20 protein-coding genes are annotated in these 26,099 nt (G+C 53.1%); 12 read left to right on the forward strand and 8 right to left on the reverse strand.

Annotation, left to right across the window (positions count from 1 at the left end; genetic code table 11):
• Positions 1–34: 34 nt before the first annotated feature.
• Complete coding sequence (locus UNDKW_RS22035) at positions 35–1,315, reverse strand: sorbosone dehydrogenase family protein (RefSeq protein ID WP_162062067.1); 1,281 nt, start codon at positions 1,313–1,315, stop codon at positions 35–37.
• 488 nt (positions 1,316–1,803) lie between these two features.
• On the opposite strand from UNDKW_RS22035, the gene UNDKW_RS22040 reads away from it, so the two are divergent.
• Both UNDKW_RS22040 and UNDKW_RS22045 read left to right on the forward strand, forming a co-directional pair.
• The gene (locus tag UNDKW_RS22040; protein ID WP_162060471.1) at positions 1,804–2,469 is read left to right on the forward strand and encodes a hypothetical protein; all 666 of its coding nucleotides are present in this window, start codon (positions 1,804–1,806) and stop codon (positions 2,467–2,469) included.
• A gap of 242 nt (positions 2,470–2,711) precedes the next feature.
• The gene (locus tag UNDKW_RS22045) at positions 2,712–6,197 is read left to right on the forward strand and encodes an EAL domain-containing protein (RefSeq protein WP_162060472.1); all 3,486 of its coding nucleotides are present in this window, start codon (positions 2,712–2,714) and stop codon (positions 6,195–6,197) included.
• 61 nt (positions 6,198–6,258) lie between these two features.
• Here UNDKW_RS22045 and UNDKW_RS22050 read toward each other — a convergent pair whose 3' ends face one another.
• Positions 6,259–7,083, reverse strand: coding sequence for a M50 family metallopeptidase (locus tag UNDKW_RS22050; RefSeq protein WP_162060473.1), 825 nt, complete (start codon positions 7,081–7,083; stop codon positions 6,259–6,261).
• 176 nt (positions 7,084–7,259) lie between these two features.
• Between UNDKW_RS22050 and UNDKW_RS22055 the strand changes: the two genes are divergently transcribed.
• Positions 7,260–7,679, forward strand: coding sequence for a hypothetical protein (locus UNDKW_RS22055; RefSeq protein ID WP_162060474.1), 420 nt, complete (start codon positions 7,260–7,262; stop codon positions 7,677–7,679).
• Positions 7,680–7,805: 126 nt separating this feature from the next.
• Here the strand turns inward: UNDKW_RS22055 and UNDKW_RS22060 are convergent, their stop codons facing one another.
• The 4 genes from UNDKW_RS22060 to UNDKW_RS22075 all read right to left on the reverse strand — a co-directional run bounded on the left by UNDKW_RS22060 (position 7,806) and on the right by UNDKW_RS22075 (position 12,370).
• Positions 7,806–8,888: a calcium:proton antiporter gene (locus UNDKW_RS22060; protein WP_162060475.1), complete on the reverse strand. Its 1,083-nt coding sequence runs from the start codon at positions 8,886–8,888 to the stop codon at positions 7,806–7,808.
• Between the two features lie 122 nt (positions 8,889–9,010).
• A complete protein-coding gene (locus tag UNDKW_RS22065; RefSeq protein ID WP_162060476.1) occupies positions 9,011–10,330 on the reverse strand; it encodes an MFS transporter in 1,320 nt (439 codons plus the stop codon).
• Between the two features lie 124 nt (positions 10,331–10,454).
• Positions 10,455–11,249 (reverse strand): substrate-binding domain-containing protein, encoded by a 795-nt coding sequence (locus UNDKW_RS22070; protein ID WP_162060477.1) that lies wholly within the window; start codon positions 11,247–11,249, stop codon positions 10,455–10,457.
• A gap of 20 nt (positions 11,250–11,269) precedes the next feature.
• Positions 11,270–12,370, reverse strand: coding sequence for a porin (locus UNDKW_RS22075; RefSeq protein WP_162060478.1), 1,101 nt, complete (start codon positions 12,368–12,370; stop codon positions 11,270–11,272).
• A 162-nt stretch (positions 12,371–12,532) separates the two neighbouring features.
• Here UNDKW_RS22075 and UNDKW_RS22080 point away from each other — a divergent pair, with 162 nt between their 5' ends.
• Together UNDKW_RS22080 and UNDKW_RS22085 are read left to right on the forward strand one after the other, a co-directional pair.
• Positions 12,533–13,447 carry a LysR family transcriptional regulator gene (locus UNDKW_RS22080; RefSeq protein ID WP_174244961.1) on the forward strand — a complete coding sequence of 305 codons (915 nt, stop codon included), beginning with the start codon at positions 12,533–12,535 and terminating at the stop codon, positions 13,445–13,447.
• Positions 13,444–14,706 (forward strand): cation:dicarboxylate symporter family transporter, encoded by a 1,263-nt coding sequence (locus UNDKW_RS22085; protein WP_162060479.1) that lies wholly within the window; start codon positions 13,444–13,446, stop codon positions 14,704–14,706. Before UNDKW_RS22080 ends, UNDKW_RS22085 begins: the two co-directional genes overlap by 4 nt.
• A 12-nt stretch (positions 14,707–14,718) precedes the next feature.
• Here the strand turns inward: UNDKW_RS22085 and UNDKW_RS22090 are convergent, their stop codons facing one another.
• Positions 14,719–15,219 (reverse strand): histidine phosphatase family protein, encoded by a 501-nt coding sequence (locus UNDKW_RS22090; RefSeq protein WP_232063084.1) that lies wholly within the window; start codon positions 15,217–15,219, stop codon positions 14,719–14,721.
• 152 nt (positions 15,220–15,371) lie between these two features.
• Here UNDKW_RS22090 and UNDKW_RS22095 point away from each other — a divergent pair, with 152 nt between their 5' ends.
• Positions 15,372–15,791 (forward strand): hypothetical protein, encoded by a 420-nt coding sequence (locus tag UNDKW_RS22095; protein WP_162060481.1) that lies wholly within the window; start codon positions 15,372–15,374, stop codon positions 15,789–15,791.
• Here UNDKW_RS22095 and UNDKW_RS22100 read toward each other — a convergent pair whose 3' ends face one another.
• Complete coding sequence (locus UNDKW_RS22100; RefSeq protein WP_162060482.1) at positions 15,792–16,397, reverse strand: hypothetical protein; 606 nt, start codon at positions 16,395–16,397, stop codon at positions 15,792–15,794.
• Between the two features lie 158 nt (positions 16,398–16,555).
• On the opposite strand from UNDKW_RS22100, the gene UNDKW_RS22105 reads away from it, so the two are divergent.
• The 6 genes from UNDKW_RS22105 to UNDKW_RS22125 all read left to right on the forward strand — a co-directional run bounded on the left by UNDKW_RS22105 (position 16,556) and on the right by UNDKW_RS22125 (position 26,084).
• Positions 16,556–18,481 carry an ATP-dependent Clp protease proteolytic subunit gene (locus UNDKW_RS22105; protein ID WP_162060483.1) on the forward strand — a complete coding sequence of 642 codons (1,926 nt, stop codon included), beginning with the start codon at positions 16,556–16,558 and terminating at the stop codon, positions 18,479–18,481.
• On the forward strand, positions 18,481–18,606 hold the full coding sequence (locus tag UNDKW_RS30880; RefSeq protein ID WP_255431518.1) for a hypothetical protein: 126 nt from the start codon (positions 18,481–18,483) through the stop codon (positions 18,604–18,606). The genes UNDKW_RS22105 and UNDKW_RS30880 overlap by 1 nt, the downstream gene beginning before the upstream one ends.
• The gene (gene fumC / locus UNDKW_RS22110) at positions 18,607–20,004 is read left to right on the forward strand and encodes a class II fumarate hydratase (RefSeq protein ID WP_162060484.1); all 1,398 of its coding nucleotides are present in this window, start codon (positions 18,607–18,609) and stop codon (positions 20,002–20,004) included.
• Between the two features lie 167 nt (positions 20,005–20,171).
• Entirely contained in the window at positions 20,172–20,471 is a 300-nt protein-coding gene (locus UNDKW_RS22115; protein WP_162060485.1) for a putative quinol monooxygenase, read from the forward strand.
• Positions 20,472–20,559: 88 nt separating this feature from the next.
• Positions 20,560–21,807, forward strand: a complete 1,248-nt coding sequence (locus tag UNDKW_RS22120; RefSeq protein ID WP_197892970.1) for an alkaline phosphatase family protein — start codon at positions 20,560–20,562, stop codon at positions 21,805–21,807.
• A 1,439-nt stretch (positions 21,808–23,246) separates the two neighbouring features.
• The gene (locus tag UNDKW_RS22125) at positions 23,247–26,084 is read left to right on the forward strand and encodes a TonB-dependent siderophore receptor (RefSeq protein ID WP_162060486.1); all 2,838 of its coding nucleotides are present in this window, start codon (positions 23,247–23,249) and stop codon (positions 26,082–26,084) included.
• Positions 26,085–26,099 lie beyond the last annotated feature (15 nt).

Raw genomic sequence — 26,099 nt, forward strand, 5'->3', positions numbered from 1 at the left:
CTCTAACTACCATGCTGTAAGCCTGGCACCTGACTTATTTTGCAGTTACTCTCCAGATGATATTACCAACATCATCTGCCACCAGCACTGCACCCGCAGTATCCACCGCGACACCTACAGGACGGCCCTTGGCTTTGCCATCGCCCGTCAGGAAACCTGTCAGCACATCCTGCGGCATGCCGGTCGGTTTGCCATTGGCAAATGGCACGAAGATGACTTTATAGCCACTATGCGGCTGGCGGTTCCATGAGCCATGTTGCCCAATAAATGCGCCGCCGGCATAGCGCTCAGGCAGCATTTTTGCACTATAGAATGTCAGACCCAGCGATGCCGTGTGCGCACCCAATGCATAATCCGGGGCAATGGCTTTGGCGACAAGATCGGGCCTTTGTGGTTTGACACGTACATCCACATGCTGACCAAAATAACTGTAGGGCCAGCCATAAAATGCGCCATCCACCACTGAAATCATGTAGTCGGGGACCAGGTCATTGCCCAACTCGTCCCTTTCATTGACTGCCGCCCATAAAGCACCACTTTGCGGTTGCCATGCCAGGCCATTGGCATTGCGCAAGCCGCTGGCAAATACACGTGTGTGGCCAGTGGCGATATCAATCTCATGAATGGCAGCACGGTCTGTTTCTTTATCAATGCCATTTTCACCTACATTGCTGTTCGAGCCTACCGAGACATACAGGCGCAAGCCGTCGTGGCTGGCAATCAGGTCCTTGGTCCAGTGGTGATTGATTTTCCCGGCAGGCAGATCGACCAGCTTTACTCCGGGTGTAGTGATCTGCGTCTGCCCACGCTGGTAAGGGTAACGCATGATGGCATCGGTATTGGCGACATACAGGTAGTCACCCACCAGCGCCATGCCAAACGGTGAATGCAGTCCTTCTAAAAATACGGTGCGAGTCGTTGCCTTGCCTTGGCTATCGATACCCCGCAAGAGAGTAATTCGGTCGGCACTTTTTACATTCGCCCCGGCAGATCCCTTGACCAGTGACTCCACCCAATTCTTGATACGTTTGATACCGTCCACCGCATCATGCACTGCTGGCGCATTGCTTTCAGCCACCAACACATCGCCATTTGGCAAAACATGCAGCATGCGCGGGTGATCCAGCCCATATGCGTAAGCAGAAACAGCGAGACCATCTGCAGCGACAGGCTTCTCCCCTTCTGCCCATCCTATGGCTTTGGCGATGTTCACGGTCGGCAGAAGTTTTTTCTTCTCTGGATCGGGCAAAGTGGGCTGGCTGCCAAAACCTGGCGCGTCTGCTGCAAGCACAGTTGCCAACGCACAGGTTTGCATGCTTAAAAAAACGCAAGTACGGAGGAGGTGCGGGTGACGACGGTGGTGCTTCATGGAATGCTCCTGAACAGAAAAATGTGGTTCGGCTATGTCCAACGGTGCTTAACTATGAGCATCAGGGAAACACTGATCTGCCTAGCATGTCTGTTCGCCATCTCACATTGATGGCATGAACAAAAGCTCCTATTCTGTAATCACAAGGCAAAGCGAGCCAGCCATAGCTGGATCAGGGAAATTTTGTTCATCTCTCATTAAGGTATAAAAGGAATAACAAATTACCTTTTAGTTATGAAATTACATTGCAGTTGACCAGAATCACTGCAAAATCCCGCCACTATTTGGCTTCCGACATGTTTGCTTACAAATGTACATAAAGTGTCACTCAATTAATATTGTTAAATAATGTAAACTTGATAGTATTGCTGCTGGTAAATAGATTTACAGATGGCGAGCTAGCCAGAAGCTAGGGTTTGACCATTTTTTTGCAAATGAACACAGCATTTCTACACGTAGTAACAGACCCGGACCTGGCCAGAGACTTGAGCCGGATTGCGGATGATTTTGACATACTCGGTTTTTTCCATCACTTTGGCAGCTCCTGTTTTGGCATGTCGGCCATGCTGGCACAGATACTGACAGCTAAAGGTTATCAGGCCAAAGTACAGGGCTGTTATGGCGAGATCAGGCAGGGTAATGGGGTTTTCTACATAGGCTATCAGGGCTTTACCCATCAGGGGCAAAAAGAAGGCCATGCAGTTTGCCTCGTAGAAGACAAATACCTCATCGATTTTGGCCTCGGCTCGGTCAGGAAACATTACGCAGCCAACTTCGAGCCAGCACTGGTCAGTCCACTCCACAATAATGCAGGCGGAGCCGGGGTGATTGCCCACCTGCCACTGGACGATGGCAGTGATATGGTCTGGCGCACCGACTGGATTTCACCCATGGTAGAAGTAGAGCTGCAGTCGCAGACAGCGGCCATACAAAGGGTTCTGGCAGTATTTGATGACTTTCAAAGAAACCGCGTTGCCCATCTGGTCAAAAAGCTGTTTATCGATAAAGATGCTTCTCCGGCAGACCATGAATTGCTGGTCATGCGCCATCCCCATGAAGAAGTCATCAACACACTGACACCACAACAACGTGTCGCCTGAGCTGCTGTCAACTTCCCTTTGGATTTGCCGTCTGGATTTCCTGCCGAATTGCCAGTGCAATGCAGCACTGACTAAGCACTGGTCAAGCCAAGCAGAGATGGTTAAGATCAATACAAGTTATCTCTCGTCAAATCACATCTTGCCGCAAGTCACCTTTTGAAAAGGATATAGTTACCGCTTCATGTTAAATTATTGATCTCAAACGGTTTTTCATTCCAGACCCTGCCCTGTGGGAAAGCAAGATGACAGAAACGCGTAAAGGCTTACCGGCACCGGCGCAAGCAGCGCCTGCGAGGTCTATACGCAGTTATTTGCTGATGCTGGTACTGGCCGTGTCCTTGCCACTGCTGGCGGTGGTCGCTTTTGGCATCTATTACGATTTCCAGCAATCGACCAATTTCACCAAGACCACTCTCAAGACCATGACCAGCGTCATGATCAAGAATACGCACAGCAAGCTGGACCAGGCGCACAAGATCATGGCCGGGGTTGCCAGCCTGCCGCTGGTGAAGCAATTGCAGTTGCAGGATTGCCCTGAAAAAATGACCAACCTGGCCAGCCTCGACCCTGCCTATACACGCCTGGCCATCGTCGATCTGCAGGGCAATATCCTGTGCAGTGCCCGCAACATTCCTGCTACCTTGGTCAAGGACATGGTCAACGTTGCCGAATTTGCAGAAACCGTCAAGAGCGGGCACCTGACTATCTCAGCACCACACAAGGTACAGGCATCAGCTCCCTTAAGCACGGTTATGAGCCTGCCTGTGCACAATCAGGCAGGCCAGATCATCGCCGTGGTGGTCTTGTCGCTGGATGTGAATTTCTATGATCCCGGCATTCCTGCCGAGTCCTTGCCAGAAGCCAGCCGCTTTGGTTTTTTCAGGGATGACGGCATCATGGTCTGGCGCAATCTGGACCCGGAACAGTCAATAGGTACGCGCCCCAGTGCCGAAGCCGCCAGACGTATTGTGGCGACCAGAAAAGGTGAATTCGAGAGCGTGGCGGTGGATGGTGTCAGACGCTTTTTCTCGGTCATGCCCATGCCTGAATATGGCATGATTGCCTTTGTCGGCGTACCGGCTGACACCATCTTTGCCCAGGCCAGGACGCGTGCTGTCGAAGCCATTATGCTAGCACTGCTGATGATAGGCTTGCTGTTGGTAGTCGCACGCGCTTTCGGGCAACGCATCACGCGGCCCATGACAGCACTGGAAAGGGTTGCCCGTGCGGTGCAAAGGGGTAACCTGAGCGCCAGGGCTACCCTGGCGGGGCCAGGAGAATTGCAGGCAGTAGCAAATGAATTCAACCGCATGCTGGCGGCACAACAGCATAGTGATGAATTATTCCGCGCCTTTCTCGACAATAGCGCCATCGTGGCCTGGATCAAGGATGAAGATGGTCATTACCAGTTTGTCAGCGACAATTTTCTGCGGCGTTTTTCTTTCCAGGCCAGCGAGGTCATAGGCAAGACTGACCACGATATTCTACCGGCAGAAATTGCCGACAGCTATCGCGCCAGTGACCTTGCCCTGCTGGCCAGTGGCGAGCAGGACGAGGCTATCTGGCCTTCGGACAATCCCGGTGACAGTGTCAGCTGGTGGCTGGTCAACAAGTTTGTGTTTACCGGCTCGGAAGGCAAGCGCCAGCTTGGCGGCCTGGCCGTGGATATCACTGAACGCAAGCGCATGACCGACCTTGATGAGTTGATCCTGCAAACTGCCATGGACGCTTTCTGGCTGGTCGACAAGAACGGCAAGCTGCGCGCCGTCAATGAAACTGCCTGCAGCATGATGGGTTACAGCCGTGAAGAAATGCTCAAACTCAGTATCGACGATGTCGATGTGCTCGATGAATATGAAGGCAAACTGGTGCATGAAAGGCTGGACATCGTGCGCCAGGCTGGTGCCCAGCAATTCGAGGCCAGACACAGGTGCAAGGATGGCCACATCATTGATGTCGAAGTATCGGTGCGCTACCTGCCCGGCCAGGAATTGTTCCCCGCCTTTGTGCGCGATATCACGGCGCGCAAGCAGGCCGAACAAAGCCTGCACCTGGCAGCTACCGTATTTGAATCGCATGAAGGCATGTTCGTGACGAATGCCAACAAGATTATCCAGCAAGTCAACCGTGCGTTTACCGAGATCACCGGCTATAGCCGCGAAGATGCGATAGGACAAAGCCCCAAGATTCTGAACTCTGGCCGCCACGACCAGGATTTTTTTGCCGACATGGATGTGCACCTGGGCATGGGTGGCTCCTGGCAGGGTGAAATCTGGAACCGTCACAAGAACGGCCATATCAGCCCGCAGTGGCTGGCCATCACCGCCGTGTATGACCGCAATAATGAATTGCTGCATTATGTTGGCACCCTGGTTGATATCTCCATGCGTAAGGCTGCAGAAGATGAAATCAAGACCCTGGCCTTCTATGACCCGCTGACCCACCTGCCCAACCGCCGCCTGCTGACCGACCGCCTGCAACAGGCCCTGCTGGCCTGCGCCCGCAGTGGCCGCAAGGGTGCGCTGATGTACATCGATCTCGACAATTTCAAGACGCTCAATGATACCCAGGGCCACTACAAGGGCGACCTGCTGCTACAGCAGGTATCCGGGCGCCTGACCAATTGTGTGCGCGAAGGTGACACGGTAGCACGCATAGGTGGCGACGAGTTTGTGCTCTTGCTGGAAAACCTCAGCGAATCGTCTCATGAAGCTGCCAGCCAGATAGAAATGGTAGGCAAGAAAATACTCGCTGCACTGAACCAGCCGTATGACCTCGAAGGCTATGAATGCCATAGCACGCCCAGCATAGGCGCGACCCTGATTGCCGATCACGAGAATGGCTATGAAGAGTTGATGAAGCAGGCCGACCTCGCGATGTATGCAGCCAAGACCGCAGGCCGCAATACCCTGCGCTTTTTTGACCCTGCCATGCAAGCCGTGGTGAGCTCACGCGCCCGCATGGAAAAAGAATTGCGCGATGCCTTGCGCGAGCAGCAATTGCGACTGTTTTACCAACCCCAGGTTGGCCGCGATGGTGAGTTGCTGGGGGCAGAAGCCCTGGTGCGCTGGCAGCACCCTCAGCACGGCATGATCTCGCCCGCCGAGTTTATCCCGCTGGCAGAAGCCACCGGCCTGATCCTGCCGCTGGGCCAGTGGGTCTTGCGCACGGCCTGCATGCAATTACTGGACTGGGCTGACGACCCCATCAGTGCAAAACTGACCATTGCCGTGAATGTCAGTGCCCGCCAGTTCAGGCAGATAGATATCGTCGAACAGGTCCTGGGCATATTGCAAGAAACCGGGGTCAATCCGCAATTGCTGAAACTGGAATTGACAGAAAGCCTGCTGGTCGATGATGTAGAAGATACCATCACAAAGATGGAACAACTGAAAGCCGCAGGCCTGTGCTTCTCTCTTGACGATTTTGGTACCGGCTATTCTTCCCTGACTTACCTGAAACGCCTGCCGCTCGACCAGCTCAAGATAGACCAGTCCTTTGTACGCGATGTCCTGACTGACCCCAATGATGCCGCCATCGCCAGGACCATCGTCGCCCTGAGCCAGAGCATGGGCCTGTCCGTCATCGCCGAAGGGGTGGAAAGCGCCGAACAGAGGGATTACCTCGCCAGCCAGGGTTGTTTTGCTTATCAGGGCTATCACTTTGGCAAACCTGTCCCTATTGCTGACTTCACCACGGCCCATCTTGATCAGCCTGGCCTGCCCTGATCTTGCGGTAATTGCATGAGTCAGTGAAGTGCGAATGCCACCACTGACGCGGCTAACTCTGCTAAGCGGGTTTGCGTAGTGCCCGCCCTACTCCCAGACCCAGCAAGGCAAAATTCAGTACGGCGATCAAGGCAGCAAAAAATACAAACACCAGCCAGGGCAAGCCCTGCACGCTGAAGGGCGAAAACAGTGCCGCAAATTCCCGCGCATCTGAATACATACCATTGCGCAAGGCTTCATACTGGAAAATATAACTCGTGTCACTGAAGGCCGAGTAACACATGACAATGCCCAGGCATTGCAAGACCAGCCGCTGCCAGGCGTCTGAGGCACGCATCAGCATGACAGTCATCAGTATCAGGCTAACGGGCAAGATCAGGCCCAGCAAATGCGTGGCATGCCACTGCGCCAGTATGGGATAAGTGCTGCTGCTCATGAAGAGCGGCTTGATCATGTAATAAGCACCGCACACAAAGAAGAGCAACAGGATCAAATACGCTATCCGCAACTTCTCTGCCCTGGTCGAGACCATCAGCAAGATGCTGCCAGACACCGCTGGCCCCAATAAACCACCCAGCAAGACCAGGCTTTGCCAGCCACCGCTGGTAATCGCCGCACCACCATCGCCATCCATCTGGAACCAGTAAAACGAGCCACCACTGAGCAGGCTGGCCAGCCCATGCCCCATCTCATGCACGAATACCCCCAGATAGCGCAGGGGCGCGGTCAGCCAGTACAGCAAATAAGCCTGGGCAGGCAGTAGCAAGGGCAAGACTATCCATAACAGGAAAAACACTGCCATCAGTGAAAGCAACATGCGCCTGTGCCCCAGGCCGCGGTTGCTGGCACCATGTACTGGATCAAACGGCATCTGCTGGCTTGCCATGGGTATTCCTGTCAAAAAGATATTGGCTTAGTGTACCTCAAGATCAACTTTGCCCTGCACAAGCGGCCTATGCCAAGCTCAGATTAAACGACAGCAAAGCCCGACGATACTTCAAGGCAATAGTAAAAACCGCCGAACATAGTAAAATTGCGGGATACCCCTTACCGGAAATTTGCATGTCCAAGAAAAACGAACTTACCCTGCTGATGGCAAAAGTTCTTTTAAAACTCAGCTCCGAATCCCCGCAAGCCTGGGACCAGTCATATTGCCGCTTTTTAGCGCAAGGTCAAACCAGGCCCGGCTTTGAGTTCGTTATCCGCTGGGGCAGAACCATCTACACCCTGCCTGTACAGCCTGAATACACCGATTTGCTGGCACCGCTGATGCAATCACTGTTTGATGAAATGCAGGTCGAGACCACGCACAGACCCATACTCGCCGTGTTGACGGTAGATTCAGCAAAAGCCTATAAACTCAAACTTGAGTACAACAATCCGCAGGCACATGAAATCAGCGTGCAGGCACTGGGGACAGCGGCTTCGTATTTTGCAAAAGATGAAGTTGATGTGCCACCGCGGGATCAATTCAAATTTTAAAATGATGCGTCTTGGTTCAAGGCAGTAATGTAGAGCGCATTGCAATGCACCTCCTGTTACGGCTACGGCTACGGCTATGGTTACGACTACGCCTTTACCATCATCACACCAAATCTCAAGAAAAGCTTACGGCACTATCGTCGTAAACAAATACACCGCAAAGATCACGCAATGAATAGTGCCCTGCATGATGGTGGTTCGTCCCGTCCCCAAAGACAAAGAAGTAATCATCAGTGACAACAGCAGCAACACCGTCGATTTCGCATCAATGCCGAGGTTCAGTGACCAGCCTGTGGTCAGCGAAATAACGGCAACGACAGGGATGGTAAGGCCTATGCTGGCGAGTGCAGAGCCCAGCGCCAGGTTGATGCTGGTTTGCAGGCGGTTGGCGCGGGCGGCGCGAAAGGCGGCGACACCTTCTGGCAGCAAAACCACCATGGCAATGATGATGCCTACCAGTGCCTGTGGTGCGCCAGCAGCAGCGACGGCACTTTCCAGCGTTGGAGCCAGGGACTTGGCCAACAATACCACGGCCCCCAGGCATAACATGAGCAGGCCTGCACTTGCCCAGGCCACGCCATTGCTGGGTGGCGCTGCGTGCGCCTCCTCATCACCGCTGGATGCAGCGGGCAGGAAATAATCGCGATGGCGCACAGTCTGCACCAGTACAAAAGTGCCATACAAGACCAGCGAAACGACCGCAATAAAAGCCAGCTGACTGGCGCTATACACAGGCCCTTGTGCAGTCGAAGTAAAGTTCGGCAATACCAGGGTCAGTATCGCCAGCGCAGCCAGGGTCGCCAGTGAAGTGCTGGCACCGCGCAGGCTGAAGCTTTGTTCCTTGTGCAGGCTGCCTCCGGCCAGCAGGCACAGGCCGATGATGCCGTTAAGGATAATCATGATGGCCGCAAACACGGTGTCGCGTGCCAGACCAGCCGTGACTTCACCGCCAGCCAGCATCAAAGAGACGATCAGCGCCACTTCTATGAGGGTGACGGCCAGAGCCAGCAAAAGCGTGCCAAAGGGCTCGCCAATTTTATGCGCGACTACTTCAGCATGATAGACGGCAGTCAGCACACCACCAAACAGGGCGATGGTCAGCAGGATTGCATATAAGGGGGCGGTGATCAGCATGCCGCCACCAAGGATGACCCAGGCAGCAAAAGGCATGATGATGGACCAGCGCGGCAAGTTAGCAGATATCGTCATGTATGGAGTCCGGGGGCAAAAAAAACGTCAACACATAGCGTGTTGACGCATTGTATCAGGAGCCCGATGAATCTATCTTTTCTCATCTGGCAGAGACGGTGGAACCATACCTTGCCGGGGGGCTAACGTTCTTTTACCACACCGCGATAAATCAGGAAGGTGGCCAGCAAGCCGAAGGCACCAGCCATAGCCATCCAGTATCCAGGTGCGGCCTTGTCGCCCGTGCTTTCTATCAACCAGGTAGAAATCAGCGGCGTCAAGCCACCAAACAATGCCGTTGCAAGACTGTAAGCAAGGGAAAAGCCGGTGGTGCGTATGCGCACCGGGATGATCTCCGTCAGTGCGACAATGGTGGCACCGTTATAGCTGGCATATAGAAAAGACAGCCACAGTTCTACCATTAACATGTGCTCAAAACTGGGATTAACAATCAGCCATGATAACAAAGGGTAAGCTGTCGCCATTGTAAGAGCAGAAAACAAAGCCATGATCGGCCATCTGCCAATACGATCTGAAAGTGCGCCCATTATGGGCAACCAGATAAAATTTGATACACCCACACACAGGGTCACAAGCAGACTTTCTACCGTTGTCAGTTTCAGTACGGTTTTACCAAAGGTCGGTGTGTAAACGGTGATGAGATAAAACGACACCGTTGTCATGACGATCAACATGGTACCAGCGACCACCAGTGGCCAATTAAGCGAAATGGCTTTCAACATTTCTTTGAAGCTGGGATGTGTCTTTTGAGCCAGATAATCTTCTGTCTCCTGCAATGAGCGACGGATGTAAAATACAACAGGGATGATGGAACAGCCAATGAAAAAAGGGATGCGCCAACCCCAGTCAGCGATAAATTCCTTGCTCAGCGTTTCATTGAGAAAGTAGCCCAGTCCCGCAGAAAATACGATCGCTACTTGCTGGCTTGCCGATTGCCAGCTGACATAAAACCCCTTATGTCCCGGTGTCGCCATTTCTGAGAGATACACTGACACGCCACCGAGTTCCACGCCTGCAGAAAAGCCTTGCAGCAAGCGTCCGATCAATATCAGGAAGGGTGCGAGCAAGCCTATGGTGGAATAATCGGGGATAAAGGCTATCATGGCCGTTCCTGAAGCCATGATAGCCAATGTCAGCACCAGGCCCTTGCGACGACCTATGCGGTCAATATAGCTACCAAGAATAATCGCGCCCAATGGCCTCATGAAAAAACCAGCACCAAAGGTGGCAAACGTCATCATCAATGCAGCGTACTCGCTACTGGCCGGGAAAAAGGCTTTGGCAATATAGGTGGCATAAAATCCAAAAAGAAAAAAATCATACATTTCTATGAAGTTTCCACTGGTGACACGAATAACGCTGGAAAACTTCGACTGACGCTGTGCAGGAGCTATGGGCACCTGATCAACGAGAGTTGGTGCTACTGATGGGTTGCTGGACATTTTATTCGACCTTTGTACTCTGATGGCGGGCGTTCATGCTGGCCATATCTGCTAAAAAAATGAATGAAACCGGATGAGACGGAATGATTTCGGACAGGATGGATGCGAACGGCATTCATGACACCTATTTACCGGCAACTGGCTCCAGACCTGTCTCTGCAATCACTGGAGCATTTTTCGTCGCCGCAAGAAAGTTCAGCAATGCCTGTGCCTGTGCCTGCACTTTGCTTCCTTTGACGATAGCAGCAGAGAATTGCGTTTGCAATTGCACTTCTTGCGGAAGCAAACCAACAATTTCTATGCCTTGTACAGGCAACAGTTCGCTACGTTGCTGGCATCCAAAGTCAGCCTCACCCTGCGCAATGATTTCACCAACAGGGGTGGCAGGTATTTGCGCGGCCTTGCCCTGCATTTGCTCTTCTATCTCCAGCTTTTTCATCAATTGATGCTTGATGTACTCACCACTGGCGCTATCAGAATAGGCGACTTTGCGCGCCTTCAAGAAAGCATTTTTCAGGCCGACTATCGTGCTGATGTCAGGTTTTGAATTTCCTTTTTTTACTGCGCACGCGATGGGAGAATTAGCCAGCACCACCTTGCTGCCAGCGACCAGCTTGCCTTCATTCATCAGCTTGTCCAATGAGTCGCCAACCATGATGACAACATCTATTTCTTCGCCGCGTGCCATGCGTGCCGGGATAGCATTGCTAGTTTTACCCATTGATGGGCCCCAGTCCGACAGCAACTTGTCGCCAGTGGCAAGCTCGTAAGCGGGTGCGAGGTTCTTGTAAGCCTGGGCAAAACCGCCAGAGCTGACGACACGTATATCGGCTGCCTGAGCCTGCTCACTTGCACATAATGCAGCGACACTCATACAAATAATGCTAACCAGGCTTGCGATGTGTTTGGGTGTGGACATGATACTTTCTCCTTACTGATTCAAAACTTGTGCATTAGTCCAAGGCTTAAGCCAAGGCCGCGGTCTCTGTTTGCCTGACCAGCAGTGATGCCGGCAGCATTGCCTCTCCAACTGGTATAGTCAGTTTCCACATAGAGCATGCTGCGTTTGGATAATGCCTGTTCCAGATAAACAAAACTGCGATCGAAACCATCATCGGAATAAGTACTTGCTTCGCGACGCACACGATAATAGGCGGTCGTCAGATTCAGCTCAGGGTTAATCGAATAAGCCACTCCGGCAGAAGCAATCCGCTGTCGGGTTTGTTTACCCGGACCCGTTTCCGCACTGTTATCGCCTGCATTAGCCCTGAATACCAGGCCACCATATTGACAGGCAACACCCAGTGTGTAAGCCTGCAGGTTAAAGCCAGCGCTGTTTTTCAATTTCATATATGCCCCGGAAACTGACCAGCCATCACGCTGATAAGTGAGACCAGCGGCAACACTGGACAAGGCAGAGTTGTTACCTGCCACTTCACCAAAGGAATAGGAGCTACGTACAGTGTAGGGGCCGGTTTCAAGTGTATATTTCACCATATTATCAAGGCGATAATAATTATCTGCATAGCCACTGCTGCCATACTGCACACCAAACGCATGCGTGCCAAAAGCAGTGTTGCTGAGTGCGGTTATATTAATATTCGGATTAAAGCTGGCGTAGCGCATGCCCAATGGATCAACGCTTGAGATTGCATCCGACAATATTGTGGCCTGGCGACCAGCGGTCAGATTACCGTAGTTCGACTTGATACCGACAAAGGAAAGCCGGTCAAACAATTTGTCGGGTTTTGCCGATGTACCAGTGTCGAAATTCAAGCCGCCTTCGAGCTGAAAAACCGCTGCCACACCGGCACCCAGATCTTCCTGCCCTTTAAAACCCCATCGACTGGTATTATTGACGCCGCTATTTAATGCAAGACTACTGCCAACTGAAGCACCAGAAACAGGTGTATTGCCAGCATTCATGCCGCGGCTGTAGTGCACACCAAGATCAGCGATGCCATAAACGTCAACTTGGGATTGTGCATAAGCGCTGTCGCTTGCGCATACTAAAATGGCAAGGTAGATAAATTTTCTCACATTGTCTCCAAAGGATTTTCATTGCGGCCTTCTTGATGAGGCGTTAAGTATTTGCCAAAAAAATTGGCCGCTCCTGGCGGATCAATGTTCTTATTCAGGCTGGTACGCATCATCCAACACATGGCATAATTTGTGAATTGCAATATTTATTAAGATTAATGCATGGGACGCATCAATTTCGATTTGCAGGAATTACAGGCATTTGTTGCAGTAGCTGAACGTAGCAGCTTCAAGCATGCAGCGGAGGACCTGTTCCTTTCACAGCCAGCGCTCAGCCGCCGCATAGAAAAGCTGGAAGACTTGCTTGGTGTAAAACTGTTTGAACGTACTACCCGTCGCGTGCAGCTGACGAATGTGGGCAGAATTTTTTTGGCAAATGTCAGAAATGCGCTGGATGAACTTGAGGGTGCCATGCTGAGCGTGTCTGATCTTGCGGCACACCGTACGGGTGTCATCAGCCTCGCCTGCGTGCCTTCTGCTGTCCATTATTTTCTGCCCGGTGTGCTCAAGAGTTTCACTGAGCGTTTTCCCAAAATCCGTGTACGAATCCATGACGAAAGCGCGCAGGACGTTTTGAACCTGGTCTTGGCAGGTGAAGCCGATTTTGGCATCAATTTTGCAGGCGCAGAAAACCCGGAAATTGACTTCCAGCCCATCTATAAAGAACACTTTGTGCTGGCGGTGCCACAAGATCATCCGCTCGCCAGGCGAAAGAAGCTGACCTGGAAAGAAACTGCCAAGGAGCGCTATATAGCAGTTGCCAAATCAAGCGGCAACCGAAGCCTGATCGACAATGCGCTGGCAGGAGTAGAAAAGCACCCCACGATTTATTATGAAGTCAATCATGTTTCCGGCCTGCTTGCGCTTGTCGAAGCCGGTATGGGTGTAGCGGCGGTACCACGTCTCTCATTACCCGCAAATCCCAGGCTGGTCGGTATTCCACTGACTGAACCTGTCATACAAAGAACTCTGGGTATGATCAGCAAGCGGGGCCGCATTATGCCACCAGCGGCACAAACTCTATTTGACATGCTGGTCAGCAGCATGGCAAAAAACAAGAGATCACTGCCAAAATGAAGTCATCAACCCTGTTTAGGCAGCGTTACATACAAGTGATATTCGCGGTGATCCTGGGTATTTGCTTTGGCTATTTATGGCCAGATCTTGGACGCGATATAAAGCCGGTGACCGATGCCTTTATAAAGTTGATCAGGATGATGCTGGCTCCACTGGTATTTTCCACTATCGTCCTTGGCATTGCCAGTCACAGTCATCGACATGGCAGTAGTGTAGCAAGTACGCTTTTTAAATCGATGGGTCTGTTCTATTTTTTGACCCTGCTCGCCCTGTTATCGGGCTGGTTGGCAGCCACCTTATTGCAACCCGGGGTGGGATGGCATTTGCAGACCGCCGCTATAGATAAACACTTGCTGCCAGCGCTGCCTGCCAACACGGCAGAAAAGGGGGTAGCCGGATTTTTGATGCAAATCATTCCTACAACTTTTGTCAGCGCATTTACTGAACCGGAAATCTTGCCGGTGCTTTTGCTGGCCATGTTGACCGGTTTTGCCATAGCGAGCGCCAAACCCAGCAACGACTATGCCTTGAAGCTCGTGGACGAACTGGGAAAGATATTTTTTAGCATCTTTGACGTCATCATGAAGCTGGCACCGCTGGCAGCTTTTGCTTCCATGGCGTTCACTGTAGGCCAGCATGGAATACAATCCCTGGCCGGTTTCAGCTATCTGATATTGAGCTTCTATCTTGCTTGTACGGCTTTTGTATTGCTCGTCCTGGGTGGGCTGGCAAGATGGCACGGTTTTAGCCTGTGGAAGTTAATACGCTATATCCGTGAGGAACTATTGGTGGTTCTTGGCACCTCCTCGTCCGAACCGGTATTGCCACCGCTTTTGCAAAAGCTACAGAAGCTGGGGTGCAAAAAAGAGGTGTCAGGCCTCGTGTTACCAATGGCTTATTCCTTCAACCTCGATGGGACTGCTATTTACCTTACTTTGGCTTCACTATTCATTGCCCAGGCTTGCGATATACAACTGAGCAATGCACAAATACTGAGCTTGATTGCAACCATGTTGCTGACATCTAAAGGGGCAGCAGGTGTCAGCGGCAGTGGCTTTGTAGCGCTGGTGGCAACCCTGGGGATTATCCCGGATTTGCCACTGGAAGGTGCTACTCTTTTGCTTGGTATAGACCGCTTCATGTCAGAAGCCCGGGCCCTTACAAGTACCATCAGCAATGTTGTAGTTTGCCTCATTGTCAGCATCTGGGAAGGGGCCTGCGACCGCACACTCCTGCAGCAGCAGCTTGATTTGCCATGAATAAATGGGCTGCTACTGACAATCTGCGCTGAACTTTCCCGTATCTGCTTCACCATAACGTGTTTGCACTACATGCATGTCCGGTCCGGCGGGTCGTAAAACCAGCATGTGACTGTAACTGCTTTCACAAAATTCCTTCATCGCAGGTGCACCCAGCGCAGTAGCAATTGCGGGTACGGTGTTGCCATGCCCCACTACCAGCACGGTGCCGCTGCTGGCACGCACGGCATCAGCCACCTCTTTGATATGCTCGGCGCCGCGTTTGGCAGACAGCACTTGCGGCGTGATATTTCTTGCTTGTGCCAGCGGCTGTGCCGTTTCGCGGGTGCGTTTGAATTGGGTAGTGAAGATGCTGCTAACACCTGCATTCTGCAAAGCCAACGCCAGTGCCTGCGCACGCGCCTGCCCTGCTGCTGACAGGCTGGGGTCAGCAGGATTTTCTACTGCTTTTTCTGCATGACGCACCAGGATGATGAGTTCAGGCTCGGCGCTGGACATCATGGGAGAGAGCATCGTACAGAAAATGAAAAAGCAGGTCAGGGAAGTTCGCATACTGGCTCTATGAACAAAAAAGGGAAAATAACCCGTGCATGCGTCATTGCATGCATGAAGATTTTAATACGTCACCATGTTATGCTTGCATATCAGTTTTGCAGGAATAATTCATGAAACTAACGGGCAACAGAGCATTGATCAGCAATGTCGTGCTGAACATAAGAAACGCCATGCCGCCTAGCTTGCTAAAGTTGTTGAAAGTGCTGGCTGTCATGCCCTGCATCATGCTGGTATTTGTTGTGCTGGTATCTTATGCCAGCAGACATTCACTGTCTTACTGGATGCTTCTCGCCATGCTGGTGCTGCCTGTTGCCATCTGGCGCAGCAGCAAATTCACATTGACTGCCGCCATTTTTTTACTGGTTGGGATGCTCCTCGCACTCAGCCCGGTAGATTTTGTTTACAAGTCTGGGCAAGCGGGCTTAAACCTGCTACCTACCAGCGTCGGTAATGCGACGCGTCCAGGTACCGTAGGCTATGGCTGCATTGCCAGAAATACTCCACCATGGGCGCTGGTACTTTCTTTTTAATCAGCTGGCCTGCAATTGCAGAAAACCAGCCACCACCGCCATCACCGCTGCCACCGTCTGCTCCACACTTGCAGCAGCATCTCCCAGCACTGCCCATAAACCGGTATCCACCCTGGCCAGTTTGCTGATTTGCGCATACGCATCACGGGCGCAAGCACCTGATCTTGCGATCGGAATGACGAGCGCGCCGTTGCTCAAGGCGATCTGCACTTCATCTGCCGTCGCTGGCCCGCCTTCGATGACGATATACACGGGTGCCATGCGCGCCAGCACGGCGCGGCGTTCCTGCATGTCCTTGCCTGCATGCAGGGTCTGGCCATAATCCCAGGCAGCCATGCCTTGCGGCAGGATGTGGAATACCTGGGGCGGCATTTGCAATTGCTGGCGGCGCTGGTAAAAACTGCGGCCACAGGCCTCGCCTATGCCACTGACGCCACCCGTCAGCAGCACCAGACCAGGGATGGATGCCAGAGCTTGCCCCAGCAATTGACAAGTCTGTTCACTATCGGGATGCCAGAAGGCAGTACTACCTATGATCGCAATACGCGGGCCAGGTGGCAATATGTGGAGCAGGGTTTGCAGGGTTTGATCTGTTTCGGTTTGCATAAAATTTCTTGTCAGCGTCTTTCTGGCATGAGCATAATCCTGTATTAGAACACCTCACTGTGCCCTTTGTCCACGCAGCACAAATAGATGCGCCTTGCCATCTGCCAGCCTGATATGCGATGCTCTCGCTTTATCCTGCCAGCCTCTCCGTAACACCCATGATCAAGTTCACGCGCATTGCCAATTTGTCCCTGATGATATTGCTGGGCCTGGTCTTACTACTGGAAGCAACTGGCAGATTGCCTCAGAGACTGGTGACGCTATTTGGGCCCTGGACTGAATTAATGGCGCTGCCAATCATTCACCTGATTCCCTGGTACGCACTCAATGATACGGCTAAGCCGCGTTTTCTGCGCTTTGCCAGAGGCTTTGCGGCCATCAACCTGATGCTTGCCATCGCTTTATGTGCTCGCGTAATATCGAACCCGGACTTACTCAACAGGCCCCCATTTATGATGGGCATGTTGCTCATGGCGCTGCTTGCGCTTTTGAATTTCCTGGGATTGAATCAAAAGTACAAGCATCTCCAACTGGCCGTCGGCCCCCTGCCTAAGCAGCCTGAGAGACTGACGGCCTGGGGTGCATACATGATGGCACACTGGCGTGGCCAGTTGTCGCTGGCGCAATCATTCTGGGTCAATGGCTTTGGCATAGGTAGCCTGCTGGCGGCATTGATGGTGATAGGCTTATCCAGATTGCTGGAAGTGACAGATGTCAGTTTGCGCATGCTGGCGGCGATCAACATAGTGGGCTTCGTTATTTCCGGGATGTTATGGCTATGGGCCATCACTGGCATCATACGCTCTGCCAGCAAACATGCTGAGCGCGGCGGCTCAGGTTGGGTCGCAGGTTTGACAATGATGTTGGTTTTTTTTAATGCCCTGGCCATGCTGCTGAGTACCTTGTCGTCTTATCTGCCGCAAATGAAAGAGTATGCGCTGATCGCGACAGGGCACGACAGCATGAGCACGGTCGTGATCACCAGCACACCCAAAGGCGATGTCCTGAACCTGCGAGGCACTCTGGGCGAAGGCAGCGTGGCGCGCTTTGCCGCCGCCCTGAAAAAAACACCGCAAGTCAAGACCATTTCCCTGAATTCGCCCGGCGGGCGCTTGCGCGAAGCCCAGCAAATAGCCAGCTTGCTCAAATCGCGACAGCTCAATACCTATGTCGAGGGCGAGTGCAGTAGCGCCTGTACTTATGTGTTTTTGGCGGGCAAGGACAGGGCTGCAACCCCGAATGCCCATATAGGTTTTCACCAACCCAGTTTTCCTGGCGTGAGCGACACTACGCTGGCGATTGCCAGCTCTGGCATGGAAAAATACTACCGGTCAGCAAATTTGCCCGACGATTTTATCCAGAGAGTGCTGCAGATCAAGCCCGAAGGCATGTGGTACCCAGACCGCGAAGAATTGCTCCAGGCGAGGGTCATCACCCGGGTTTCGCTGGGTAGTGAAGCCAATAGCCTGTTTGATTTGCAGTCGCGTGATGAAGTCTTCGCAAACCTCAGCAACAGCAGTATCTGGCGCCAGTATGAAAGGCACTCACCCGGCAAAATGAATGAAGTGGCTGACCTGATCTGGAACATGAAGCAGCAGGGCAAGGACCATCTGGACATACAGGATGCCGTCAAGACGGCGACCAGAGATATCTATCTGCGTGCCTTGAAAAGTGCGCCAGATGATTTGCTCGATGAACACGCACAATTACTGTCCGAGCAACTGGAAGCCGCCCGGCACATCAGCCCACAAGCCTGCGGCCAGTTGATCAAAGGGAGACTGAGCATACATCGCACCATGCCGGAAGAGCTGGTCAAGCGTGATACGGCCCTGATGGAGAAAATGCTGGCGAGCAGCCCGCGCAGTGTCAGTCATTACATGGGGTCAAAAGAATTTGCCAGGAGCGCCAGCAAACTGCAAGAGCGCCTGAGCCCGCTGCAGCGGCAAGTCACTGCCAATCTGGCTGCCTATGACGACCAGCCCATGTTCCAGTGCGATGCCATCCTCAGCATGTACCGGAACATCCTGCGCATGCAGGATACCGACCGGCATATCATCCTGAGTGCCCTGATGCAGGCGAAGTAATGGCAATGCCCGGCATGGCAGCAGGCGCAACTGTCTCGGCAACTGTCGTGGCAGACATCTGGCTTCAGCGCTACAATGTCGGCAGCCATCGCCAAATCTTAGAACTCATTCAGGAGCAGGTGTAAATGAAAACCGATACTACTGTCGCGCAAAGAACAGAGCGCGATACCTTTGGCGACATCGCCGTCCCCGCAGCCGCCTTGTGGGGTGCGCAAACCCAGCGTTCGCTGCATCACTTTGCCATCTCCACAGAAACCATGCCGCCAGAACTGGTGCTGGCCCTGGCACGTGTCAAGCGCAGTGCTGCCCAGGTCAACAGTGACCTCGGCCTGCTCGATGCCAAAGTGGCAGCAGCGATTGCCCAGGCGGTGGAAGAAGTGCTGGCAGGCACGCATGCAGCAGAATTCCCGCTGTCGGTATGGCAGACTGGCTCCGGCACGCAAAGCAATATGAACATGAACGAGGTACTGGCTAACCGTGCCTCTGAATTTTTGGGCGGCACGCGCGGCATGAGCCGGGTGGTGCACCCAAATGACCATGTCAACATGGGCCAGTCATCGAATGATGTCTTCCCCACAGCCATGCATGTGGCGGCCAGCATTGCCGTCATCAGCCAGGTATTGCCATCGCTCGCCAAACTGCGCACCACGCTGGATGCCAAGGCGAAAGAATTTGCCGACATCATCAAGATAGGCCGCACCCATTTGCAGGATGCCACACCACTGACACTGGGGCAGGAAATATCTGGCTGGGTTGCGCAACTTGATTATGCAGAGCGCGCCATACGCCACACCCTGCCCGCCCTGCAAGAGCTGGCCATCGGCGGCACGGCGGTGGGCACTGGTCTTAACACCCATGCAGATTTTGGCAAGCTGGTTGCGGCCAGCCTGACGCTCGATACCGGCATAGCCTTTGACGCAGCACCCAACCGCTTTGCCGCACTGGCCGGGCATGATGCCATGGTCAGCAGCCATGGTGCACTCAAGACCCTGGCCACCGCACTGATGAAGATTGCCAACGACATACGCTGGCTGGCATCCGGCCCGCGTTCTGGCCTCGGTGAATTGCAGATACCAGAAAACGAACCGGGTTCATCCATCATGCCGGGCAAGGTCAATCCCACCCAGTGCGAAGCGGTGACCATGTTGTGCTGCCAGGTCATGGGCAATGATGTGGCACTGAGCATAGGTGGTGCCTCCGGCAATTTTGAATTGAATGTTTTCAAACCCCTCATCGTTCACAACTTCCTGCAAAGCTGCCGTCTACTGGCCGACGGCATGGCCAGCCTGGATGAACACTGCGCCCGTGGCATGCAGGCCAACCGCACACGTATCAAGGAATTGCTCGACAATTCGCTGATGCTGGTGACTGCCCTCAACCCTTACATAGGCTATGATCGCGCCGCCGCCATAGCCAAGCATGCCCACGCCAAAGGCACGACACTGCGCGAAGCCGCACTGGCTTTGGGATATGTGACGGCTGAGGAATTTGATGGCTGGGTCAGACCTGAGGATATGGTGTAATCACCGTTTTAGTATTGCTCTTGATGACCACGCATCGGACTTAAAATCCGATGCGTAATTTCGTGGGGTGCGCCGTGCGCACAGCCCTAATTTTTGCACACACAATGGTGCGCATGGCGCACCCTACCGCGTACAAATCCCCCAACATAAAACACAGAAACCCCACCATGTCCGAACAACTCAAACTCGTCATCCTGATACAGACCAAACCTGGTCAGGCTGCCGAACAGATCGCCGCCTTCACACAACTCGCACCACTGGTGCGTGCCGAAGCAGGCTGCCTGCAATATGAAATGCACCCCATTGCTGGCGATGAAAACAAATTCGTTCTCATAGAAACCTGGACATCCCAGGCAGCACTGGATGCACATGACGCCATGCCATATATGATAGAGGCCGATGCCAACAGCCCCAGCTTTCGCGCCGGGCCAGCGACTGTGCTGTTTTTAGGACCTGTCATCGCGTAGTAAGACACTGATCTTAGAATCCATCCTGCCGCCTCAGGCAAAATACCTTGTGCCTGGCCCCTAGCTATTGTTTATACCAAGAGTCACCATGATGAAACCATCTTGCAAAAAAATCCTGAACTACAGCTTGCTTAGCCTGGCCATCGCTGGCTGCTCTTCCAAGCCACAGCAAACTGTCAGCAATGCTGACGACAACTACCATCCCGTCATCCTGGTATCGATAGATGGTTTCAAGCCTGACTACCTGACGCGCGGCGTGACTCCGACGCTGAATGCGCTGGCAGCAGATGGTGTACGCACCGAGGCCATGCGCCCTTCTTTCCCGTCGATCACCTTCCCGAATCATTACACCCTGGTCACCGGCTTGCGCCCTGATCATCACGGCATCGTCGGCAATACCATGGAAGACAGCAAGATACCTGGCGTGCGCTTCAAGCTCAGCAATAAAGAAGCCGTGCTCGACAGACGCTGGTGGGACGGGGCTGAACCGGTCTGGGTCACTGCAGAAAAGAACAAGGTAAAAACCGGCATCATGTTCTGGCCAGGTTCTGAGGCTGCCATACAAGGCGTGCGCCCCAGTGAATACCGTCCCTTCGATGACAAACTTGCCCCTGCCACGCGGGTTGATACCATGCTCAGCTGGCTCGACAAACCTGTCGCTGACCGACCCGGATTTTTGACCGTGTATTTCGACCAGGTCGATCACGCAGGCCATGATTTTGGCCCGGATACCAAAGAAGTAACGGACGCCGCCGCAGATGTAGATGCCGCGATTGCCCATTTGATGAAAGGCCTGCGCGCCCGCAACATCAAGGCGAATGTTGTGATCGTCTCTGACCACGGCATGGCCGCAACCAGCCCTGAACGCACCATCTTGCTGGACCAGATTGCTGACCCAGCCAGCTATGATGTCGTCAACTATGGCAGCTATGCAGGCGTCAATCCCAAACCCGGGCAGGAAGCAGTCGTGGCAAATACACTACTGAAAAAGCATGAACACATGCAGTGCTGGAAAAAAGAAAACATACCAGAACGTTTTCACTTTGGCCAAAACGCCCGCGTGCAACGCTTTGTCTGTTCAGCCGATGTAGGCTGGCTGGTGGTGCCAGATGCCAAGGCAGCCACCAAGGCCAACCGGGGCTCACACGGCTACGACAACCTGAGCAAGGAAATGCAGGCCCTGTTCATCGCAAACGGCCCGGCCTTCAAGAAGGCGACAGTCTTGCCACCGTTTGACAATGTCAATGTATATCCGCTGCTGATGAAGCTCATCAAGCTGCCTGCACTGGCGTCCGACGGAAACATCGATGCGACCAAAGCAGCCTTGACGGATTGAACATATCGCCTCTGGTATCCATGCTAAAGGTTACTAAATGAGGACTTATGCAAAATTGGCCTTGACAGTTCTTTTGTCGGCCATGCATGCACAGCAATCAGCACAATGGGCACAAGCCATCCTATGCACCACAAACCGTCATTCCCGCATGCTTTTAGCGGGAATCCATCGTTGATTAACCGCACAGGCTTAAGACAGGTGTGGCCGATCAGACATGGATACCCGCCTGCGCGCACTGCTGTCCGGAATAGCGTGCTTGAAAAAAATGATGAGCAGATTCCCTCCCTTTCAAGGGGAGGGTCAGGGTGGGGATGGGGTTCGGTCGATCAACGGCAATTGAATTTACGATAGAAACCCATCCCCATCCCAACCTTCCCCTTGAAGGGGAAGGAGCTTCAAGCATGACTGCTGGCAGAAAATATTCAATTACAAAATCAAGTCTCCGACACAGAAAAAATGCCAAGACGTCGGCTATATATTGATTTCAGAACAAGTCAATATAATTATTCCGGACAGCAGTGCGCTTGCGCGGATATGACGAATTTAGAAGTACGGTGAGCTGCAAGCTTTGGGGTAGTTTTGCGTAAGTCCTATCAATGAAACTGCCCCCCGCCAATGCACTCTTGCTGATATAGACCGGCAACTTCAGCACGGAGTCGAGATAATTCATGTGAGAATACAAGCGCTTCACAAGAGGTCAGATATTTCTGGAAAACTTTCTCGCTTTATTCGACATCAATTTCAAAAGCTCCAGGCTTTCTTTCGGTAGCACTTTACATCTCCTCCCTTTCAAAAAAGCCGTTGCTAATTTCCGTCATTGTTGTTTCGCAAACAAACTAAACTGAAAAGCGCAAATAAGCTCTGATTGACTGAATTTTCCAGACAAAGTTAGGATGAGTTATCGCCAGGGTTTGCCTTTCATGATTCTGTTTAGTGAATTTTCGCATTAATTATTTATATTATTTATATTATTTATATCAATAATTGTGACATGAATATGCCAGGACTTGAATGAAGCAAAGGGCTTCTCACTTGGCACTGTATCGAGTGCATGCAAAAGGCGGCCTGACACGACGGAAACAACGCACGCAATGGTATTTGATACTGCTCAAGGCAATGCTGATGCGCTTAAAAAATTGAAATACGGTCGAATACTGGCGCTCGCCATATTCAAAGCCTGAAGCTCGCTTGCAAGAGCGATTAGGAGCCGTGTTTGCCAGCCGCGCCGACCTGGTGACGCGAACGATGGCAACATAATTTTGAAGCAACCGGGCCTGGCATTGGTTGGCGCAAGGGGCGCCATCATTGCGACCTCGTCAAGATTCACGCCTCGTCAAAAAATCACGTATCAAGGAATTGGTCTGGCCATCGTTGCCGAGCGATGGCTGACCTGCATAGGGCGTAAACACAGAGACTCGAATAAACATAAAGGAATTGATATGACGAACAAATTGAAGGTATTACCCCAGGCAATTGCCTCTCTCATCGCAGCCGGAGCATTTTCCGCTTCGTTCGCCGGCGTCGCATTTGCACAAGAAACTGAACCCAAGGCAAGCCCTGTAAATCGCGTCGAGATCACCGGCTCTTACATCCGCCGCGCTGACGCTGAGACCCCGAGTCCGGTACAGGTGATTAATGCAGCCGACCTGAAAAATTCCGGTTACACCTCAGTGTCAGAGGTATTACAGCATATAACAGCCAACGGGGCGGGGACGCTGAGCCAGACATTTTCGGGCGGGTTTGCGGCTGGCGGCAGCGGCATTTCGCTGCGCGGTTTGAACAACAACGCTACCCTGGTACTGATCGACGGTCACCGCATGGCCGGCTACCCGCTGGCCGATGATGGCTCGCGCTCGTTTGTCGATATTTCGAATATTCCTTTTGATGCTGTGGAGCGAATTGAAATCCTCAAGGACGGTGCCTCTGCGGTGTATGGCTCCGACGCCATGGCCGGCGTGGTCAACGTCATTCTGAAAAAGAATCTGGTCGGCACGACGCTGTCTGCCGAGACGGGCACTACCAGCCAGGGAGGCGGCAGCACAACTCATGCAACGTTTAGCCATGGCATCGGCAAACTGGACCAGGATGGCTTTAATTCCTATATCAGCGTGGAATATCGCAAGCAGGACCCAATTTATTATACGCAGCGACGTGACGCGGGATTGTGGCAGGCCCTGGATATGTCGGCCTATGGCGGCGCGAACAAGGCGTTGGGCGTTGTGACCCCGCAATCAACTGCCCCCACCGTGCTGTCGCCTTATCTGTTGAATCCCAACGTGAAGCGGGTAGCTGGTGCTGACAACAGTGCCGCTTTCGCCTTCTTCCCCGGTACGGTTTGTGGCAGCTACTCCCAACTGGCGTCCGGTGGGTGCGCCTATGATGACCCGTTCAAACAGCTACAGCCGAAGACGGAAAACATCAATATCCTGGGCAGTTATACCAAAAATCTGGGCCAGGACTGGAAAGTGAATATCAAGGCATCCCTGTTCGAGAGCAAGGTTACCCTGCCACAGGGCTTCAGCAACTTCCCATCGTCCTATCCCACCCAATTGGAAATGGTATCCGGCGTGGCACCACACTATATTGCAGGCACAGCCATTCCCTCCATCCGCGTTCCCGCCGACTATCCGGGCAATCCGTTTGGTGTACCAGCCATCGTGCGCGGCCCCATCCCGGGCGCTCCGGCACGTAACATCACTACCGACTCCAAGGCCTACCGCCTGGTGGCTGATCTTAGTGGCACCATCGGCGCGTGGGATATCGACGCCTCGCTCGGCTATACACGTAACAACCTGAACCGGGTAAGCACGGGCAATGTGAATGTACCGGCGATGAATGCTGCCTTGAATCGCAGCAGCAATCCGTATTCTGTGACGGGGGCCAACAGCGCGGCCGACATGGCAAACATCTTCAGGACAGTTTCCTCCTTCGACACCTCAGAGCTCAGCTTTGGCGAGCTGCGCGCCGCGCGTGCACTGACAAAGCTTGACGGTGGCGATCTGATGGTAAGTATGGGCCTGCAGTCTTTCCATACCAAGTTGTCAGCGCCTTCGATGCCGCAGGCGGACGGGCACACCAACGGTGCATATGCCTATGGTTCTGAGACGGCAACGTCTGCCTACGCGGAATTCATCGCGCCGGTGTTGAAGGGTCTGGAAATCGATGGGGCTGTCCGTTTTGATCACTACGGCCTGGCTGGCAATTCGAGCACGCCCAAGCTGGCGTTCAAATGGACGCCGAGCAATGCATTTGCGCTGCGCGGTACAGTGGCTAAAGGATTCCGTGCGCCAGGCCCGGCCGAGAACGGTAATTCAGCGAGCAGCGGCGGAGTCGGTAATGCGAACGATCCCGTGCTGTGCCCGGGCGGCTATCTGGCCAATGGCATGTATCCCAAAGGCACTGTCATCGCCTCTTGCAACGAGTCGCTGATCGGTTTGACCACGACCAATCCAAATTTGAAGCCGGAAAAGTCAACTTCGGCCACCCTCGGCGTCATACTGGAACCAGTCAAAGGCTGGAGCACGGCGATCGATCTGTACCAGATCACCGTCAAGGATCAGATCATTGGCGGCCCACTTTCTAGCACACCGGTACGCAATTCCCCTGAACTCAGCGACTGCGCTGACGGTAATGGCGGCACCACCTCGTGTACGCCCCCTGTTGGCCGGATCGCCTACTATCCGGCTACCCCGGTCAATGCCAACAGCACGCGCACCCGCGGCATAGAATTCGACACCCGCTACACATTCAAGCTGGGTGAATATGGCAGCCTGAAGGCCGAGTTTCAATATACGCACGCCTTCAGCTATGCCATGACTATCGATAACAAGACTTACGAACTGGCGGGTACCCACGGGCCGGCTGGTATTGGCGCCGATACCGCCAATCCCAAAGACCGCGCGCAGCTGGACCTGACATGGAATATGGGACAGCTGGAGGTCGCCACCAGCCTGCACTGGATATCTGGCTACGACCTGACTGATCCTACCCTTGGTCAGACCACATGTAGTGAGGGTGGCAAAATGAATGGCGTATTCCCGGAAGGAAATACACCTGCACGTTTCTGCCGTGTCTCGCCCTTCCTGGAAACTGATTTGTCGCTTAACTACAAGATGGGCAAGCAATGGACCTTGCATGCATCGGTCTCTAATCTGTTCAATCAGGCCCCACCTGTCGATGTCAGCACCTACGGCAGTGGGCGTCCATACAATCTGTCGCTGCACTCGGCAGGTGCGGTGGGGCGTTTCATCAACATCGGGGCGATCTACAAGTTCTGATTTGATAGAAACTTT

This window comes from Undibacterium sp. KW1 (genome assembly GCF_009937955.1).
Classification (GTDB): Bacteria; Pseudomonadota; Gammaproteobacteria; order Burkholderiales; family Burkholderiaceae_D; genus Undibacterium.